Below are 17,946 nucleotides of genomic sequence, written 5' to 3'. Positions count from 1 at the left end.
TGACACGCCCGGGGCGCGCGGGCCGATGTCGGCGGTTCCAGGCACAATGGAGAAGTGACGCAGCCAGTGACCCTCGGCGGACGGCCGACGATGCCACCTCCCGGTGTGCCCTCTGAAGAGCTGCTGATCGCGCGGTTCCGTGGCCACGCCCGACGGCTTTTCTGGTCGGCGCTCGTGCTGATCGCCGTGTTCGGGGCCACCGCCTACTTCTACGACAATCTTCCGGCCCCGTTCGAGAACTGGATGCTCCTGAGCGCCGCCGGCGGACTCGTGCTCCTCCTCGTGGTCGTGCCGTACATCGTCTGGTACTCGCGCTCCGTGACGGTCACGACGCGGCGGGTGATCGTGCGCCACGGCGTCGGCGCGCAGAGCCGTCGGGAGATGTCCCATGCCAGGGGCTACACGATCGGCGTGCGTCGAGGCGTCCTGCAGCGGATGTGGGGTACCGGGACGATCTCGCTCTCCAACGGCGTCGATGCGCCGCTGCGACTGGCCAACGTACCCAACGTCACCCTGGTTCACGAGACCCTCGCCGACCAGATCGAGGTCAGTCAGATCCTCGCGCACCGCGACGCGCAGTCCGGGTCCGACACCGCCTCGTTCTGAGGTCGCCGCGTGGCCTGGCCGCGCGAGGAGTGTGTGTTCGATCGCTGCGGTGATGCGCGAGAATGGTCAGGACGATGGGAGACGACACATGGCGTTGCGTGTGGGTGTGATCGGTGGTGGCCAGCTGGCCAGGATGATGATCGCTCCGGCGGTAGAGCTCGGACTCGACCTGCGGGTGCTGGCCGAAGACGAGGGGATGTCGGCCGGTCTCGCCGCGACCGCGGTCGGCGACTATCACGACCTCGATGTCGTCCGCGCGTTCGTGCAGGACGTCGACGTCGTCACCTTCGACCACGAGCACGTCCCGCAGGACATCCTCCGAGCGCTGGTCGCCGACGGCGTGGCGGTGCATCCCGGACCGGATGCCCTGCAGTTCGCCCAGGACAAGCTGCTCATGCGTGCGCGCCTCGCCGAGCTCGGTGTGCCGCAGCCCGAGTGGGCCCCGGTGCGAGACGCCGAGGAGCTGCAGGCGTTCCTCGACGACCACGGCGGCAGAGCGGTGGTGAAGACGCCGCGCGGCGGGTACGACGGCAAGGGCGTGCGAGTGGTCCGCTCCGGCAGCGATGCCGGCGACTGGTTCGACGCGCTCGCCGACGGTGATGCGCTCCTCGTCGAAGAGCTCGTCGGCTTCGTGCGCGAGCTCGCGCAGCAGGTGGCGCGTCGTCCCGGCGGGCAGATCGTGGCCTACCCCGTCGTCGAGACCGTGCAGCGCGACGGCGTATGCGCCGAGGTGCTCGCTCCCGCGCCTCAGGCGTCGGAGCGGCTCGTCCGGCTGGCGGAGGAGATCGGCCGCTCGATCGCCGAGGGGCTCGGTGTCACCGGCATGCTGGCGGTCGAGCTCTTCGAGACGGACGACGAGCGCATCCTCGTCAACGAACTGGCGATGCGCCCCCACAACAGCGGGCACTGGAGCCAGGACGGCGCGGTGACCGGGCAGTTCGAACAGCACCTCCGGGCGGTGGCCGATCTCCCTCTCGGCGACGCGACGCCGCGCGCCCCCTGGTCGGTGATGATCAACATCCTCGGTGGGCCGCAAGACGGCACGCTCGGCGACCGTTTCGCCGCGGCGATGGCCGGATATCCGACAGCCAAGATCCACACGTACGGCAAGGCGCCCCGTCCCGGACGCAAGGTCGGTCACGTGAACGTGTCGGGTGCGGATCTCGACGATGCGGTGTACGTCGCGAGGGCGGCTGCCGCGCATTTCGACTGAGGGGCACAAGGGGCGTGCCGTTCGGGGATTCTCCCAGTAGCAGACCGTAGCCTGGGGGAGTGACCGAGCCTCTTCATTCCTCCACCGCGCCCCTGGTCGGCGTCGTCATGGGATCCGACTCCGACTGGCGAGTGATGAGCGACGCCTCACAGTCGCTGACGGACTTCGGGATCCCGCACGAGGTGGAGGTCGTCTCGGCGCACCGAACCCCCGACAAGCTGATGAAGTACGCGCGCGAGGCGCGCTCTCGCGGCATCCGCGTGATCATCGCCGGCGCCGGGGGCGCCGCGCACCTGCCGGGCATGCTCGCCTCGATGACGGCGCTGCCGGTCATCGGCGTGCCGGTCCCGCTCGCCTTCCTCGACGGCATGGACTCGCTCCTCTCCATCGTGCAGATGCCGGCAGGCATCCCGGTCGCCACGGTCTCGATCGGGGGAGCGCGCAACGCCGGCATCCTCGCCGCCCGCATCCTCGGCACGTCCGACGACGACCTCGCCGATCGCGTCGAGGCCTACGCCCTCGATCTCGAGGCTCAGGTCGAGGAGAAGAACGAGCGGCTGAAGGGCTCGCTGTGACCCTTGCGCCACCGCGAGGCTCGGCGCGCCCTCTGATCGAGACCCGTCCGCTACGGCACCCGAACACCGCCGACGCCGGGTCGATGACCAAGCGCGCCTGGTGGCTGGTGGTGCTCAACCTCTTCGTGCCGGGTTCGGCGCAGGTGCTCGCCGGTGACCGACGACTCGGTCGCTTCGGGCTCGGAGCCACACTGCTCGCCTGGTTCCTCGTGATCGTCGGCGCCGGTCTCGCACTCTTCGCCCGCCCGGTGCTGCTGTGGCTGACCGTGGGCGGAGGGTGGTTCTCCGCGGTCGTCCTGACCCTCGTCCAGGTCCTGCTCATCGGCTACCTCGTGCTGTGGATCGTCCTCACCTTCGACGCGCTGCGCCTCGTGCGCCTCGTGAAAGTGCCGGGTCCCTCGAAGTTCGCGATCCCGCTCGTCGCCCTGCTGCTGCTCGGATTGGTGGGAACGGGAACCGGGTACGCGGCGTCGTACGTCGGAACCGCCCGCGGAACGATCAACACGATCTTCGGCGAGAGTGGTCCGAGCCTGCCGCCGAGCGAGGGCTACTACAACATCCTCCTGCTCGGAGCCGACAGTGGCGACGGTCGGGACTCGATGCGGTACGACAGCATCTCCGTGGTCTCCGTGAACGCGACCAGCGGCGCCGTGACCATCACGGGCATTCCGCGAGAGCTCCCGCACGCGCCGTTCAGCGAGGGCAGCCCGATGCAGGCGCTGTACCCGAACGGGTTCGAAGGGCATAATTCGAGCTCCTGCGGCTGGAACGGCTGGATGAACCACGTTCGCAACGCCGCCGAGGTCTGCCGCGACGACGACGGCGCAGGGCTCTATCCCGACGCCGCCTCGCACGGCTCCGACCCCGGGATCGAGGCCACGAAGGATGCCGCCGAAGGCGTCCTCGGCATCGAGATCCCCTACTACGTGTTCGTCGACATGCACGGCTTCGCGGCCCTCGTCGATGCGCTCGGCGGCGTGGACATCAACGTCACGGAACGGCTCCCGAAGGGTGGTCCGCCCGAGGGCGTGGACCCCCACGACGTCGACGCCTGGGCGTCGGGATGGATCGAGGTCGGTCAGCAGCACATGGACGGCGACACCGCCCAGTGGTACGCGCGCTCGCGGTACACCACGAGCGATTGGGACCGGATGAAGCGCCAGCGTGAGCTGCAGGAGGCGATCCTCGCGCAGTTCACTCCGCAGACCGTGCTGACGCGATTCAACGAGGTCGCTGCGGCGGGTACCGCGCTCATCAGCACGGATCTCCCTCAGGACAAGCTCCCCGAGTTCTTCGATCTCATGACGAAGGCCCGAGAGCAGCCGGTCACGACGGTCGAGCTCACCCCCGACAACGGGGTCGACGAGCACTCGCCGAACTACGACTACATCCACCAGCTGATGCAGCAGACCCTGCACCCGCCGACGGAGACCCCGACACCCACGCCCTGAGCGGTGCCGGGTGGGGCCGGACCGGAGGGGCCGGCTCGCCGGTGAGCATCGGACGGAACCGGCAGGTCGATGAACCGGCCCGTTAACGAACCCACGGCCGCCACCTGAGAGTTAAGGTAGCGGCCGTGGGCCTCCGGTTCGGGCCGGATTCACTGAACGACGGTGATCGGAGGGGGAGGGACCACCGCCGTCCAGCCGACACCCGCCGAAGCGGGGTCCGATCTAGGCGCGCTTGCGGCGCACGACACCGGTGGCGACGAGCGCTCCACCGGCCAGAAGAGCCGCAGCGCCACCGCCGACGACCCAGGGCGACACGCTGCCACCGGTGAGGGCGAGCTCGAGCCCGCCTCCGGTCAGGGGCATCTCCGTGCCGGACGCCGCGACGCCCGGGTCGTGGTCGCAGCGCACGGCTTCATCGTGCCCGTGCGAGACCGTGATGGTCGCCGTGTAGGAACGAGATCCCGAGAACGTGAGCGCGTAGGATCCCTCACCGTCGGCAGGCGGACGGAAGGTCACGACCAGGCTGCCGTCGGCAGCCGCCGTGTTCCCCGAGACCGCCGATTCTCCGGCGTTGTGACCCGACACGGAGACACCGACCGTCTCGGACGGCAGGAAGTACCCCGCGCCGAAGGTGACGGTGGACACATCGCAGATGCCGATGATCGGATCGTCGACCCCCACGCCAGGCGTGCCGGAGTACGTGTCGGACTCGGACGGAACGGTCAACGGCGCAGCAGTGGCGACGGCAGGAGCCATCAACACGATCGCGCCAGCGGCAAGGCTGATGGCAGCCAGTTTCTTCAGCATGATTCTCCCCAGAAATTCACGCGGAATCGCATCCGGACACACCCCTGCGTCCGATTGCGTGGATGACCCTGTCCCCACGACAGAATTGCACCCAGATATTCCCCAGTGAGACCGACACTACATCATCGGATCGGGAAAGTCACGAGGCGCACTTCAGTTCTTCTCGGGAGATCTCGGGGTCGCTGATCATCGGCGTGTGATCGACCACGGTGAGTCGCTCGCCGGCGCCGGTGCCCTGGTACTCGAGGGTGATCGTGGACGACTCGCCGGGAGCGAGCAGGACCTCGTGCTGCACGGCGGCGCGTGTGCCGAGGAGGGCCGTCTGGACGCTCTCCTGCTCGCCGTCGCGGTCGATGTGCGACGCGGTGGCGCCTTCGGGCCCGTACACCGTGATCAGAGTCCGGACGGATCCGGGCGGGACTCCGTAGAACCCGTTCGCCGTGACGTACGGCGGCAGGGTGGTGCCCGCATCCGCCGGCGCGTCGTTCGTCCAGGTGACCCGCACCTGGGTGGTCGGTTCGCCGTCGCAGACCCCCACCGAGGTGGTGATGGAGGCATCCGTGTAGTAGTCCATCTTGCCGCCGGTGGTATCGTTCACCAGCACGCCCACATGCGTCTCCGTGTCGTCGACGGGGAGAGCGCCGCCGAGCGACGACGCGGCAAGCATCTTCTGCTCGCCTTCGTGCGCGCTCCAGATGCGGATCCGGTGCTGCTCGGCCGAATCGGCCAGCGCGGCCACGAGGTCCTTCGGATCGGCGGTCGACAGCGCCGCCGACAGCAGTGCTCCCGCCGCCTGCGAGAAGACCTCGTCCTGGGCCGCAGGATCGGGGACCGCGGCGTAGATCTCCGAGAGCAGGAAGTTCACCACCGTCTCGTGCGTGACGCTGAACGGTCCGAACGTGAGCGGGCCCGTCGCCTTCAGGAGGCTCTCGGTCATGACCGCGTCCACGGCGACGACGCCGTCGATCGGCTGGCCGAACCGGTTCTGCCAGCGGGCCGCTATCGCGGGGCCCGCCTCGGTGAAGTCGGGAATGCTCGTCAGGTTCTGCATGTACCGGCCGGGGCGGTCTTCGAACAGCGCGACGGTCGACTCGCTGAGCGGGAGGGGGTCGTCGAGCTTCGGGAAGTCGGGTACCGATGCCTGCTGCACGAGGGTGACCCGTCCGTTCTCCGCGTGCAGCAGCGCGATGGCTCCGATGATGCCTCCGGAAGAGCGCAGCTCCGCGTTGTTCTGCATCGCCAGGACGTAGTTGCGGGGGCCGTCCGCACCCAGCATGCTCGGCAGCAGCGCGGCCGCACCGTGCAGCGATCCGACCACGGTCGCTGCCTGGGTGACGGTCGAGCGCATCTCGCGCACCGCATCGGCGAGCGGGGGGAGTGTCGCATCCGCATCGATCCGGAGAGCGCGGTCCTGCGCCGCGCTCAGCGTCGTGCTCGCGTTCGCGAGCGACGGCTCGATGGCGGCGAAAGGGGCGAGGTCGACGGCGCCGTTCGACAGGCCGAGGCTGGCGAGGTTCAGAGCGCCGGCGGCGTCGAGCACCGGCACGAGCGCATCGGAGGCGACGTCGTCGGCGATCTCGGCGACGTCGCTCACGGCCGCGAAGTTCGGTCCGAGCCAGGGGAGGATGCCGAAGGCGTGCCAGACGGGATCGGAGGTGAGGTCGTGCGCGGACCCGGCATGATGCGCGATGCGGGACGAGAGAGAGGCGGCCTTCTCGAGGTCGCCCTGTCCGACAGCCTCCTTGAGCGTCGACGACGACGTCGCCACCTGCTGCAGGTCGTTCACGGCACCGATGCCGCGCACCGTCACCCACCCGATCGCGAGCACGAGAATCGTCAGGATCACGCCGAGGGTCCACCGCAACCACCGACGACGTACAGGAAGGCGTCCGTCACTCACTCCTGCATTCAAGCACGAAGCGGGATATCGCCGGTACGGCGGAGCGCGTGCGCCCCACGCGGCCGTGCTCCGGGGTTCTCCAGCTGCGGACGGCTACTGTTGTCGCATGGGTGCTCGGCTGCGTGTTGTTCTGGATCAGCTGGCGCATGTCGTCGATGCGGACCACGCGTTCGCGGCATCGGATCTCGCCGCGGCGCTGATCGCCACCGCACCGTCAGGCTGCGAGGTCGAGGCGATCGTCCCGGCGGGCGCCGAGGTGTCGATCCCGGGGATCTCGGACGTGCGCAGGCTCTCGCTCGCGCGTCGAGAGCTCGCCGCCTCGTGGCAGCTGGGGATCCCGGCCGGCGCGGGTGACGGCCTCATCCACTCCGCGACGCTGATGGCGCCGCTCGTGCGGCACGACCGGGTGCACGATCACGACCAGACGACCGTCACTCTCTGGGACCTGCGCGCGTGGGACGCCCCGCAGCTGCTGTCCAAGTCGACGGTGTCCTGGCAGCGCGCGATGCTCAAGAGAGCCGTCAAGCATGCGGACGCCGTCGTGGTGCCCTCGCACGCGATCGCGGCCCGACTCGGAGAGATCACGAAGCTGGGCGACCGGATCCGCGTGATCTCCGGTGCGGTCCCGTCATCGTTCGTCGTGCCGTTCGACGCCGCCGAGCGCCGCACCGCTCTGTCGCTTCCCGCGTCCTACGTCGTCGTCACCGGCGCCGCCGACTCTCTCGAGACCGGATTCCGCGCGGCTCTCGCGACGGGCCGGGATGCCGTCGTCCTCGACGCCCCGGAGGGCGGAGAGCCGGCCCTCGCCGAGATCGCCGCGGCGGTCGGTCTGCCCGAGGCCCGCGCGCACATCCGCGGAGTGCTGTCGACGGAGGACCGCGCCGCCGTCTTCGCCGCCGCCGCCGCGATGGTCGCCACGGATGCCGGAGCCGGGTGGCCCTGGCGTGCGGTCGAGGCGATGACCCTCGGCGTCCCCGTGGTCGCCGTCGAGAGCGGTGTGCACCACGACGTGATCGCGGACGGCGGCATGATCGTCGACGCCGCGGATGCTCCGGACGCCGCCGTCGACGCCGTCGGCGACGGCGCGAGAAGGCTCAGCGTCCTCGGTGCGGACCGCTCGAGGTCGTTCTCCTGGCTCGGTGCCGCCGAACGGGTGTGGGGCCTGCACGCCGATCTCTGAATGGGTGCCTGGCCCGTCAGAGCGGGTGCCGGGCCCGTCAGGAGCGCATGAGCTCGACGGCATCCGCACTGGGGCCGTCGAAGCGCACCTTGCCGTCCTGCAGCAGGATGCCGCGCTCGCACAGGTGCGAGACCATGTTCAGATCGTGGCTCACCACCACCAGGGTCTTGCCCTGGGCGTGGAGCTCGCGCACGCGAGCGAGGCACTTCTTCTGGAAGGGCTCGTCGCCGACAGAGAGGATCTCGTCGATCAGGAGCACGTCCAGATGCGTGTGGATCGCGACCGAGAACGCCAGGCGCAGGAACATCCCGGAGGAGTAGTGCTTGACCTCGGTGTCGATGAACTTCTCGATCTCGCTGAACTCGACGATGGAGTCGAACTGCTCCTTCGTCTCCTTCTTCGACATGCCGAGGATGGCCGCGTTCAGGTAGACGTTCTCGCGACCCGACAGGTCCGGGTGGAATCCGGCGCCGACCTCGATCAGTCCCGCGACCCGACCCCGGGTGCGCACCTGTCCCTCGTCGGGGCGCAGCACGCCGGAGATGAGCTTGAGCATCGTCGACTTGCCCGAGCCGTTGAAGCCGAGCAGCGCGACGGCCTCGCCCTCGCCGATCTCGAAGGAGATGCCGTCGAGCGCCTGGAACTCCGAGGTGAGGGGCTTGCGGCGCATCGCGGCGACGAAGGTCTCCTTCATGGAGTGCGTGTGGCGCAGCTTGAAGTGCTTGTGCACATCCTCGACGAGGATGCGGGGAGCATCAGAGATCCTGGGCAAAGCGACCCTCCAGACGGCGGAAGACGATCTCGCCGATGATCAGGATGACGATGGAGACGGCGAGAGCGATCACCGCGTGGAACCACATCGACGGCAGCGGCTCGGCGTTCGCGGGATTCAGCGCGTGCCAGATGCCGTAGTGGAAGAGCTCGACGGCACCGGTGATCGGGTTCAGCGCGTACAGCTGGAACAGCCACTCGGGGACCTTCGTCGCCACCATCTGCCACTGGTACATCACGGGCGATGCCCAGACCGAGATCATGACGATGATCTCCACGAAGCTCTGTGCGTCGCGGAAGGTGACGTTGATCGCGCCGAAGAGCAGTCCGAGGCCCGTCGCGAGCAGCGAGATGATGACGAGACCGAGCACGAGCGCGGCGACGCCGACGAGGCTCGGAGACCATCCGAAGAAGAGGGCGATCACCAGCACCACGATGATCTGCGGGACCGTGTTGATGGCCGCGACCATCGTGCTCGCGACCGGGAACATCTGCCGCGGGAAATAGATCTTCTTGATCAGCGCGGCGTTCTCGACGAGGGACTTCGTGGCGTTCGCGAAAGACTCGTTGAAGAACGTCACCGCGGTGATGCCCGACAGGAGGTAGATCGGGTAGTACTCGATGCTGTCATTCAGTCGCAGGAAGACACCCAGTGCGAAGTAGAAGACGAGGAACTGGATCAGCGGCTTGACGTACGACCACAGCCACCCGAGCACGGAGCCGCGGTAGCGGATGCCGACCTCTTTGCGGACGATCAGGCTGAGCAGGTAACGACGACGGAACACGTCGAGCAGTCCAGTGCTCGATCCGGGTTGCGTCAGTCGCAGCTCGGCGGGCACAGATGTTTGCGACATGGCGTCCTCGTCACCTCCGTCAGACGTCCGGTTCGGGGGGAACGCCTCGTCAATCATAGGTTCTCCGAATCGTGCGCTCCGTCAGGGGGCGCTCGAGCGGTGTGTCGGTGGTCCCCCAGACGAACCTCGATAGGATCGACGCCGGTGGCCGACGTCCGGTCAGGTACGAGAAAGGCGCTGCGCACATGGGATGGTTCGACCTGGGTCTGGCCGTGCTGGTCACCGCCGGCCTCGTCCTCGTCCCGGGGTTCGCCGTCTCATCGCTGCTCGGCGCTCGCGGTCATGTCGCGTGGGCGCTGGCCGTCCCCGCCGGTGTCACGGTCATCGTCCTCGCCGCGCTCGGCGCGCCCCTCGTCGGCTGGGAATGGGGGATCCTTCCGGTTCTCGCCGTGACCGCGGTGATCGCGGCCATCGCGGCCGTCCTCCGGTTCGCGCCCTGGTTCTCCGTCTCCGCCCTGCGCCTCGACGTCCGCCTCGGACGTGCGGCGCTGCTGTCCGTCGTCGGTGCGATCCTCGTCGTGGTCGCACAGCTGATCCTCGTCATCGGCACCCCCGAGAACATCTCGCAGACGTTCGACAACATCTTCCATCTCAATGCCATCCGCTACGCCCTCGACACCGGCTCCGTCTCGCCTCTGACGATCGGCTCGATGACGAGCGCCGCGACCGGCGGGCTGCCGTTCTATCCGTCCGGCTGGCACGCGGTCGCCTCGCTGGTCGTGCAGCTGGCGGGGGTGAGCATCCCGGTCGCGTCGAACGCCGTGATGATCTTCTTCGCCGCCTTCGCGTGGCCGGTGACGATCCTGCTGCTGACCCGGGTGCTCGCCGGCTCGTCGACCCCCGTCATGGTGGTGGCCGCCGCGATCAGCGTGGCGATCCCGGCGTTCCCGCTGCTGCTCGTCGACTACGGCGTCCTCTTCCCGTACATGATGTCCCTGAGCATGATCGGCGTGCCGTTGGCGCTCATCGTCGCCGCGAGCGCGCGTCGGTCCTGGAGCGAACGATGGCCCTTCGCGGTGGGTGCGCTCGGCTCGGTCCCCGCCGTCGCGATCGCACACCCCGGCGGCCTCGTCGCCCTTCTCGTCTTCACGACGGTCGTGCTGCTGGTGCTCTGGGTGCGGCTGCTGCTCTCGCGCCCGACCGCGCGAGCCAAGGTCGTCTCGACGGCGTGCGCCGCGGCCTATGCGGTCGTGGTGCTGGCAGCGTGGTACGTGCTGCGTCCGCCGATCGACGCACGCTCGTGGTTGCCGACCGAGACCGTCGGGCAGGCCGTCGGCGAAGTCCTGACGGCATCGGTCTGGTCCGCTCCCGTCAACGTGGTGGTGGCCGCCCTCGTCATCGCCGGACTCGTCGTCTGCCTTCGCCGCGGCTCCGTGACGGACTGGATCGCGGTCGGCTTCTTCGCCGCGGCGGCAGGGCTCTACATCGTGGTCTCGGGTCTGCCGTATCTCGTGCAGCGCGACCTGCTGACGGGAGCCTGGTACAACAACGCCCCTCGCCTCGCCGCGCTGCTCGCGATCGCCTGGGTTCCTGTCGCAGCGATCGGTGGACACGCCCTCTGGGGCGTTCTGAGGCGCTGGAGCGCGAAGGTGCGGTCCGCGCGAGTTCGACGCCTGGCCCTCGCCGCGGTCGCCGTCGTCGTGCTCGTGCTCCTGCCGCAGGCGGGGAGCATGCGCCAGGCGGTCGCTTCCGCGCACGGCGCCTTCGCGACGACGGACGAGTCGCCGCTCCTGACGTCCGATGAGCTCGCGCTGATCGAGAGGCTCGACGACGAGGTCCCCGAAGACGCCGTCATCCTCGGCAGCCCGTGGACGGGTACGGCACTGGCCTACGCGATCGCTGATCGCGAGGTCGTGATGCCGCACACCCTGATGGACATCACCGAGGAGATGTCCGTGCTGCTCGATCGGCTCGACAGCGCGCGCCCGGGATCGGAGGAGGTGTGCTCGGCGATCGACGCCCTCGACGTGGAGTACGTGCTCGACTTCGGAACCCAGGAGATCAACGACGGCGAGCACCCCTACAAGGGACTCGATCGACTGCGCACGTCGAAGTCCGTCGAGAAGGTCGACCAGGTCGGCGACGCCGTGCTGTACAAGGTCGTGCTCTGCGGATGAGCGCGACCGACGATCGCGGATGCCGCGGTCATCGTACGAGGGAAGGAATCAGATGACTCTGGAGATCTTCGTGCCCTTCTGGGGCGATCCCGGACTGCTGCGTGAGACGGTCGACTCCGTTCGCGCCCAACGCGACGAGGACTGGCACCTGATCGTCATCGACGACTGCTATCCCGATGACTCCGTGCCCGCGTACTTCGCGGAGATCGACGACGAGCGCATCACGTACGTGCGCAACGAGACGAACCTGGGCATCACCGAGAACTATCGCGAGGCGATCCGCCGCGCGACGACGTCGCACATCACGATCCTCGGCTGCGACGACCTGCTGCATCCGAACTACGTGCAGGTCGTCAAACGGGTGATCCGTCAGCGTCCCGAGGTCGACGTCATCCAGCCGGGAGTCGAGGTGATCGATGAGACGGGGCGGGTGATCCGACCGCTCGTCGACCGCGTCAAGCAGGGGATGCTCGCCCCTCGGGGTGGCGAGGGCATCGCTCTGCTCTCGGGCGAGCGCATGGCCACCAGCCTCATCCGGGGCGATTGGCTGTACTGGCCCTCGCTCACCTTCCGTACCGAGACCCTGCAGCGCATAGACTTCCGCGACGGCCTGCCCATCATCCAGGACCTCGCTCTGCTCATGGACGTGGCCTTCGACGGGGGGACGCTCGCGTACGTTCCCGAACTCGCCTTCTCGTATCGCCGCCACGGCTCGAGCGCATCCCAGAAGACGCTGCTCGACGGCCGACGCTTCCGCGACGAGCGCGCCTACTTCGCGATCGCCCGGGATCTGGCGCGGGAGAAGGGGTGGCGTCGCACGAGTGCCGTCGCCCGTGCCCGGATCATGTCGCGGCTGCACGCCGTGAGCGAGCTCCCCGGTGTCATCCGGCACGGCGATCGCGCTGGGATACAATCGACGCTGGCGCACATCTTCGCCGTCTGAGTGGCGAGCAGGCGCGCCGGATCGCCTGGTCGACACACCCTGCAGGAGGCTTCGTATGTCCGAACACGTGCTCATCACCGGCGGGGCCGGTTTCATCGGCACCCGGCTCGCGGCCCGGTTCGCTCGCGACGGACACCGGGTGACTGTGCTGGACTCGTTGAGCCCGCAGGTGCATGGGAATGATCCCGAAACCACGTCGCCGCTGCTGCGGTCGCTGGACGGCATCGCCGACGTCGTCGTCGGCACGGTCACCTCGACGGACGACCTGCGCACCGCCCTCGAGGGGGCGACCATCGTCATCCACCTCGCGGCCGAGACCGGCACGGGGCAGTCGATGTACGAGATCGACCGCTACGTCGACGCGAACGTCGGGGGCACGGCCAAGCTGCTCGACCTGCTCGCCAACGAGGACCACGGAGTGCGCCGCATCGTTATCGCCTCCTCCCGGTCGATCTACGGCGAAGGCACCTACGTCACCGGAGACGGTCGTCGCGTCCACCCTCCGCACCGAGCGGACGCCGACATGTCGGCGGGCGACTTCGACGTGCATGCGGCGGGGGAGGGGCCGATCAGCCTCGTCCCGACGGACGAGAGCGCGCTGCTGCATCCGTCCTCCGTGTACGGCATCACCAAGCAGATGCAGGAGTCGCTGGTGATGACGGTCGCGCCGACGATCGGGATCGAGGGCACGTCGGTCCGGTATCAGAACGTGTACGGCCCCGGCCAGTCGCTCAAGAACCCGTACACCGGGATCCTCTCGATCTTCTCGACGCTCATCCGTCAGGGCAAGGAGATCAACATCTTCGAGGACGGCGAGGAGAGCCGCGACTTCGTCTACATCGACGACGTGGTCGAGGCGACCTTCCTCGCCGCCACCGACCCGCGCGCGGCGGGGGAGACCTTCAACGTCGGCTCCGGTGTGGCGACCACGGTGAACGAGGTCGTCGCCGCGCTGTTCGACGCGTTCGGACGCGAGGTTCCCACACGGATCTCGGGCAACTACCGGCTGGGCGACATCCGGCACAACGTCGCAGACACCACTCGGCTGAGGGAGACCCTCGGGTTCACGCCGCAGGTGCCCTTCCGCGAGGGCGTCAGGACCTTCGTCGAATGGGTGCTCACCGAGCCGATCGAGGCAGACGGATATCAGCGATCGCTCGACGAGATGAGCAAGCGGAACCTCCTGAAGTGACGCACTCGCTGCTGCGGGCCCGGGAGTTCCCCTATCGGAAGAACAGTCTCAACCTGTTCCGTCTCGTGCTCGCGTTCCTGGTGCTGCTGGCACACGGCTACTACGTCGTCGGCCGCACGGACAGCCCGGGCTTCAACGGAGAGAACCTCGGCGGATGGGCGGTCATCGGGTTCTTCGTGCTCAGCGGGTTCCTGATCACGCGTTCGAGGATGCGCACCGATCCGGGCACCTTCCTGCTGCACCGGATCGCGCGCATCATGCCGGCGTTCGTGGTGTGCCTGCTGGTCACGGCGCTCGTGTTCGGCCCGATCGCACAGCTCCTCACGCACGGGAGCCTCGCCGGCTACTTCACGACGGACCCGACTCCGCTCGAGTATGTCTGGGGCAACCTCTTCCTCCGCATCGAGCACTATCAGATCGGCACGTCGCTTTCCGACGTGCCGTATCCGAACGCCTGGAACGGCTCGCTGTGGACCCTCTACTTCGAGTTCCTCTGCTACCTGAGCGTCTGGGTGCTGGGCGGTCTCGCCGTGTTCCGGCGGTCCATCTCCGTCGTCGCGGGTCTCTGGGCGGCGTCCGTGATCGTGCGTGTCTGCTACGCCATGGGCGTGACCGGGGGCCTCGACGGCAACTTCGGCCTCTTCAGCCGCCTGCTGCCCTACTTCCTGGGCGGGTCGCTGATCTACCTGGTCGTGCAGCGATGGGGTCTGGTGCCGTTGGTGGGGATGATCAGCATCCCGCTCGCTGCCGTGCTGATGGTGTTCGTCCCCGTCGCAGGCGGACCGATCGCCGCGCCCCTCATCGGCTACGCGTTGCTCTACCTGTCGACGGTGATCCCGCAGCCGACATGGATCGCGCGCAACGACGTCTCGTACGGCTTCTACATCTACGCCTGGCCGGTGCAGCAGCTCGTGGTGATCCTCGGCGGAGCGGGTCTCGGGATCGCGGTCTACACGGGCATCACGACCGTGGTGACGTTCGCCCTGGGCTGGCTGAGCTGGATGCTCGTCGAGCGCCACTTCATCCGCTTCGCGCGTGGCTCTCAGAAGTCCGAGAAGGCGGTGCTCACGCCCGCCGGCGCCGCTGCGCCGTCCGCCGACGCGCCTCCCGCCACAGCCGGATGAGCAGGAGGCGCGAGCGCAGCGCCGCACCGACACCTCGAGGCCGTGACGACGACGCGTTGGCATCGTGAACCCGCCGCAGCACGCTCACCTTCTCGACATGCCCGAGAAGACCGGCCGTGTTCGCCGCCGTCGCGATCCACAGGTCGTGTGATTCGCGGAGGTACGCGGGGAAGGGCAGCACGAGGGCGAGCGCATCGCGGCGCAGAGCCATCGCGCACCCGAAGTACGGGGCGTCTCCGGCGAGGATCCGCAGCTCGTTGCGAACGCGCCTGCCGTTGTCGGAGTGGGAGAGCAGCCAGGGGCGTCCGGTGAGCGGCGAACGCAGGGGTTCCCCCGAGTCGAGCAGCAGGAGGTTGGAGGCCACGACCGCGTGAGCATCCGTCGCCGCGACGAGGGCCTCGAGGCGCCCGTCCGTCCACAGGTCGTCCTGGTCCGAGAGCAGGACGACGTCGCCGGTCGCGAGTCCGATCGCTCGCTCGAACGATCTCACGTACCCGCGATTGGCCTGGTTGCGGTGCACCACGATCCGCGGATCCCCGATGGCTTCGATCTCGTCGACGGTCGCGTCCGCGCTCGCGTCGTCGACGACGACGATCTCATCGTCGGGACCCAGCTGAGCGAGGATCGATGAGAGCTGTGCGACGACGTATCGCGATCCGTTGTACGTCGCCATGCAGACGCTGACGCGGGACGCGCTCATGATCGGATGTCTCCTTCGGGGTCGGAGGGGGTGCCAGTCGTCGCAGTCGAGGCCCGCGGAGGAGAGAGGCCGACCCTGCTGGCGAGAGCGATGCATCCGAGGAGCGTCGCCGTCTCGCTCACGGCGAATCCGATCGCGACCCCGGTGGTCCCGAGGGTCGAACCGAGAACGACCATCATGGCGACGCCGACGACGGCGGCGACCATGCTGACCGCGAGCACGAAGCCGTCACGCCGTGCCGGGATGAGAATGTTGCGGATCAGCGGCGTCGACATCGTCACGGAGATGAAGGCGATGCCGAGGAACTGGAAGGCAGTGGGATCGCCCTGCTTGTCGGCACCGAAGAGCACGCCGCTGAGCAGAGGCCCGAAGACGGCGAGGACCACCCACCCGATGGCGGCGATGACACCCATCACCGCGAAGGAGGCGAGGTTTCGGGCCCTTCGGCTGCCGGCGTCCGTCGTCTCGAGCACCCACCCCTGCAGTGCGTTGCCCGCCGCGGAGACGCCGAGGGTGCCGTAGCGGTAGATGCGATCGCTCGACGCGTAGGCGGCGACGTCGACGGGAGAGGCGATGAGACCCGCGACCGGCACGGGGGCGTTCTGGTACAGGCTCCCGATCGACTCGACGCCCCATGCCGCTTTCATGTCGCCGACGTCGGAGCCGAGCCGTGCGAGGCCGGGCCACGGAGGCCAGAGGCGCCTCAGCACGCGGCGGTGGAACGCGAGAGTCCCGAGCACGATCGACAGGCTGAGCAGGATGCCGTACCAGAGGACGTCCTGAGTGATCAGCACGACGGCGATCGCCACAGCGGTCGCGATGCCTCGGGGAACCACTTCGTACCAGAGCGCGATGCTCGGTGACGAGACCCCGACCGCGTACCAGCTGAGTCCGATGCCGTTGAGGGCACCGGCGACGGCGAAGGCGGCCGCCACCGACCACGACGACGAGGGCGAGATGAGCGATGCGATCACGGCGCTGAGCAGCGAAGCGACCACCACCACCGCAGCGCGGATGTAGAACGACCGTCCGTACAGCTCTCTGCGTTCGTCGTCCGACTCCGCCATCGCGACGAGAGGCGTTCCGAGGATGTTCCATCCGACCAGGCCGATGGCGCCGGCGAACGTCCCGACGCCGAGGCCGATGTTGAGAGCGGTCCAGTCGTCGGTGGTGGATGCGCGGGACATGAAGGGCAGCGCGATGAGCGGCAGCACCGATGCGAGGAACGGCAGGGTCGAGAAGCCGAGCAGTCGACGCGCGAGGGTGCCCGCGGGCGACGGGCGTGTGGTGCGTTCGCGCGTCATCGCAGAGAGCCGATTGGCGGGAGCGCTGACTGGGCGGTCGCCTCGATCGAGCACGGCTGAGGGAGGGCCCGGGGCATGCAATCATCCTATGGCCTCGCGTGGACCGCACGCTGAGAGCCGGTCCTCGGGGGAGCCGTGCACGCACGGCCCACCGGCACGGGTCGCCTAGACTTGAAGCGATCCGACGAGCTCCTGTGAGGAACGATGGTGTACACGCCCGGTCGTGGAGCGATTGTGCTCGCGGCATACGATCCCGACCCTGAGCTCTTCGCTCGGCAGATCGGGTCGCTCAGATCCCAGACCGTCACGAACTGGGAGTGCGTCATCACGGTCGACGGAGACGATGCGACCGTGCGGCGGGTGCTCAAGGACACCGCAGGCGGCGACGATCGATTCCGCGTCCTCGCGGACGGCGAGCGGCTCGGCTTCTACCTCAACTTCGAGCGCGGACTGCGCGCGGTCGACCCGGGCGTCTCGTGGGTGGCCCTGTGCGATCAGGACGACTTCTGGTACCCCGAGAAGCTCGAGCTCCTGCTTCCTCATCTCGCGGGAGCGGCTCTGGTCTCGGGGCAGGCGCGATTGGTGACCTATCCCGGAGAGGACGTCACAGGTCGGACCGATCGACGGGATCTGGGGCCGGCCATGACTCTGCTCAACAACCAGTTCACCGGGTCGCTCTGCATCCTTCGCGGCGACCTGGTCGCACCGTCGCTTCCTTTCCCCCGCATGTCGACCAGGGCTGCAGCACACGACCATTGGATCGCAGCTCTCGCCAGCGTCACAGGGGGTACGCGGATCGTCGATGCGGTGGTCCAGGACTACGTCCAGCACGACAACAACGTCTTCGGGGATCCGAGCCGGCTGGGATCGGGCTCTCCTCTCGCGGCGATCGCCACCGCGTGGCGCAGTGCGCGTGCCTTCACCGAACGTTACGAGGGGTCATCCGACCCCGTGGCGATGCTCAGGATGCTCTTCCGGGTGTATGTCGGATGGCGACAGCTGGTCGCCGAGACGGTCGCGGCGCGCACGGGCGATCCGTCCACGCAGATCAGAGGCTTCGGCAGCGAGCGTCGATTCTGGCCGACGGTGCGACTGCTGCGGCGAGCACGGAGCAACGGACACGTGGCCCCTCGATTCGTCGCGGAGTATCTCGCGAGCTGGGTCGCGGGGGTCCTGATCGGCGGGCGCTCGCGCACGAGGGCCTGAGGG

At 68.4% G+C, this 17,946-nt stretch carries 16 protein-coding genes; 10 read left to right on the top strand and 6 right to left on the bottom strand.

Features of this window, described 5'->3' with window-relative positions; all coding sequences use genetic code 11:
• Window positions 1-54: 54 nt before the first annotated feature.
• The 4 genes from FQ142_RS11355 (at window position 55) to FQ142_RS11340 (ending at window position 3,845) form a co-directional block, all read left to right on the top strand.
• Window positions 55-606, top strand: coding sequence for a PH domain-containing protein (locus FQ142_RS11355; protein WP_262492130.1), 552 nt, complete (start codon window positions 55-57; stop codon window positions 604-606).
• Between the two features lie 88 nt (window positions 607-694).
• The gene (locus FQ142_RS11350) at window positions 695-1,819 is read left to right on the top strand and encodes a 5-(carboxyamino)imidazole ribonucleotide synthase (RefSeq protein ID WP_149423329.1); all 1,125 of its coding nucleotides are present in this window, start codon (window positions 695-697) and stop codon (window positions 1,817-1,819) included.
• A 107-nt stretch (window positions 1,820-1,926) separates the two neighbouring features.
• Window positions 1,927-2,394, top strand: a complete 468-nt coding sequence (purE, locus tag FQ142_RS11345; protein WP_056419398.1) for a 5-(carboxyamino)imidazole ribonucleotide mutase — start codon at window positions 1,927-1,929, stop codon at window positions 2,392-2,394.
• Entirely contained in the window at window positions 2,391-3,845 is a 1,455-nt protein-coding gene (locus FQ142_RS11340; protein ID WP_056416329.1) for an LCP family protein, read from the top strand. Before purE ends, FQ142_RS11340 begins: the two co-directional genes overlap by 4 nt.
• A gap of 222 nt (window positions 3,846-4,067) precedes the next feature.
• Here the strand turns inward: FQ142_RS11340 and FQ142_RS11335 are convergent, their stop codons facing one another.
• Together FQ142_RS11335 and FQ142_RS11330 are read right to left on the bottom strand one after the other, a co-directional pair.
• Complete coding sequence (locus FQ142_RS11335; RefSeq protein ID WP_056416332.1) at window positions 4,068-4,652, bottom strand: hypothetical protein; 585 nt, start codon at window positions 4,650-4,652, stop codon at window positions 4,068-4,070.
• Window positions 4,653-4,791: 139 nt separating this feature from the next.
• Window positions 4,792-6,552, bottom strand: coding sequence for a DUF4012 domain-containing protein (locus FQ142_RS11330; protein WP_149423328.1), 1,761 nt, complete (start codon window positions 6,550-6,552; stop codon window positions 4,792-4,794).
• A 106-nt stretch (window positions 6,553-6,658) separates the two neighbouring features.
• Between FQ142_RS11330 and FQ142_RS11325 the strand changes: the two genes are divergently transcribed.
• Window positions 6,659-7,732 carry a glycosyltransferase gene (locus FQ142_RS11325; RefSeq protein WP_149423327.1) on the top strand — a complete coding sequence of 358 codons (1,074 nt, stop codon included), beginning with the start codon at window positions 6,659-6,661 and terminating at the stop codon, window positions 7,730-7,732.
• Window positions 7,733-7,769: 37 nt separating this feature from the next.
• Here the strand turns inward: FQ142_RS11325 and FQ142_RS11320 are convergent, their stop codons facing one another.
• Together FQ142_RS11320 and FQ142_RS11315 are read right to left on the bottom strand one after the other, a co-directional pair.
• Entirely contained in the window at window positions 7,770-8,504 is a 735-nt protein-coding gene (locus FQ142_RS11320; protein ID WP_056416340.1) for an ABC transporter ATP-binding protein, read from the bottom strand.
• The gene (locus FQ142_RS11315) at window positions 8,488-9,357 is read right to left on the bottom strand and encodes an ABC transporter permease (RefSeq protein WP_149423326.1); all 870 of its coding nucleotides are present in this window, start codon (window positions 9,355-9,357) and stop codon (window positions 8,488-8,490) included. Before FQ142_RS11315 ends, FQ142_RS11320 begins: the two co-directional genes overlap by 17 nt.
• A 185-nt stretch (window positions 9,358-9,542) precedes the next feature.
• Between FQ142_RS11315 and FQ142_RS11310 the strand changes: the two genes are divergently transcribed.
• The 4 genes from FQ142_RS11310 to FQ142_RS11295 are packed head-to-tail and all read left to right on the top strand — an operon-like array spanning window position 9,543 to window position 14,733.
• Entirely contained in the window at window positions 9,543-11,474 is a 1,932-nt protein-coding gene (locus tag FQ142_RS11310; protein ID WP_149423325.1) for a DUF6541 family protein, read from the top strand.
• Window positions 11,475-11,526: 52 nt separating this feature from the next.
• The gene (locus FQ142_RS11305) at window positions 11,527-12,417 is read left to right on the top strand and encodes a glycosyltransferase family 2 protein (protein ID WP_056416348.1); all 891 of its coding nucleotides are present in this window, start codon (window positions 11,527-11,529) and stop codon (window positions 12,415-12,417) included.
• Between the two features lie 55 nt (window positions 12,418-12,472).
• Window positions 12,473-13,609 carry an NAD-dependent epimerase/dehydratase family protein gene (locus FQ142_RS11300; RefSeq protein ID WP_149423324.1) on the top strand — a complete coding sequence of 379 codons (1,137 nt, stop codon included), beginning with the start codon at window positions 12,473-12,475 and terminating at the stop codon, window positions 13,607-13,609.
• A complete protein-coding gene (locus FQ142_RS11295; protein WP_188042372.1) occupies window positions 13,606-14,733 on the top strand; it encodes an acyltransferase family protein in 1,128 nt (375 codons plus the stop codon). The genes FQ142_RS11300 and FQ142_RS11295 overlap by 4 nt, the downstream gene beginning before the upstream one ends.
• On the opposite strand, the gene FQ142_RS11290 is transcribed toward FQ142_RS11295, so the two are convergent.
• Together FQ142_RS11290 and FQ142_RS11285 are read right to left on the bottom strand one after the other, a co-directional pair.
• Window positions 14,675-15,433 (bottom strand): glycosyltransferase, encoded by a 759-nt coding sequence (locus FQ142_RS11290; protein ID WP_262492129.1) that lies wholly within the window; start codon window positions 15,431-15,433, stop codon window positions 14,675-14,677. The two genes, FQ142_RS11295 and FQ142_RS11290, sit on opposite strands and share 59 nt — an antisense overlap.
• Window positions 15,430-16,737: a lipopolysaccharide biosynthesis protein gene (locus FQ142_RS11285; RefSeq protein WP_149423322.1), complete on the bottom strand. Its 1,308-nt coding sequence runs from the start codon at window positions 16,735-16,737 to the stop codon at window positions 15,430-15,432. Before FQ142_RS11285 ends, FQ142_RS11290 begins: the two co-directional genes overlap by 4 nt.
• A 204-nt stretch (window positions 16,738-16,941) precedes the next feature.
• Between FQ142_RS11285 and FQ142_RS11280 the strand changes: the two genes are divergently transcribed.
• On the top strand, window positions 16,942-17,943 hold the full coding sequence (locus tag FQ142_RS11280) for a glycosyltransferase (RefSeq protein ID WP_149423321.1): 1,002 nt from the start codon (window positions 16,942-16,944) through the stop codon (window positions 17,941-17,943).
• The last annotated feature ends 3 nt before the right edge of the window (window positions 17,944-17,946 follow it).

Source organism: Microbacterium sp. ANT_H45B (assembly GCF_008369345.1).
Taxonomy (GTDB): Bacteria; Actinomycetota; Actinomycetes; order Actinomycetales; family Microbacteriaceae; genus Microbacterium.
This window is presented reverse-complemented; position numbering and strand designations above follow the sequence as displayed.